Origin of the sequence: Marinomonas sp. TI.3.20, assembly GCF_038155025.1 — a bacterium.
Taxonomy (GTDB): Bacteria; Pseudomonadota; Gammaproteobacteria; order Pseudomonadales; family Marinomonadaceae; genus Marinomonas; species Marinomonas flavescens.
On record NZ_JBAKAS010000145.1, the window covers coordinates 1 to 251 of the forward strand.

Annotated in this window: 1 protein-coding gene; it reads right to left on the minus strand. The window is 40.6% G+C overall.

Annotated features, from left to right (window positions below):
* Window positions 1-251, minus strand: a 251-nt coding sequence (locus V6259_RS19935) for a transposase (RefSeq protein ID WP_341586009.1), incomplete at both ends; no start/stop codon positions are given.

Consider the following 251-nt stretch of genomic DNA (forward strand, 5'->3'; position numbering starts at 1 on the left):
TGACTTTCTTCATCAAAAAATTTACGCGGTCGACGGACTCGTCCGACATAATCCCAACCTAAGCTTTTTACTAACTCTATCCAAGGCATTTTAAAACCGGCATCCGTGACAATGATTGGTTTGGTCTCTTTTGGAAGAAGTGATTTCAGCGTTGAAAGAAAGTACTTGTGTGTTTTCGGTTTTTCTTTGGTTTTAATACCATGCACTTCTTCGTATAGAGTAAATGGCCGACCTTGAAAGGCCACTACAGC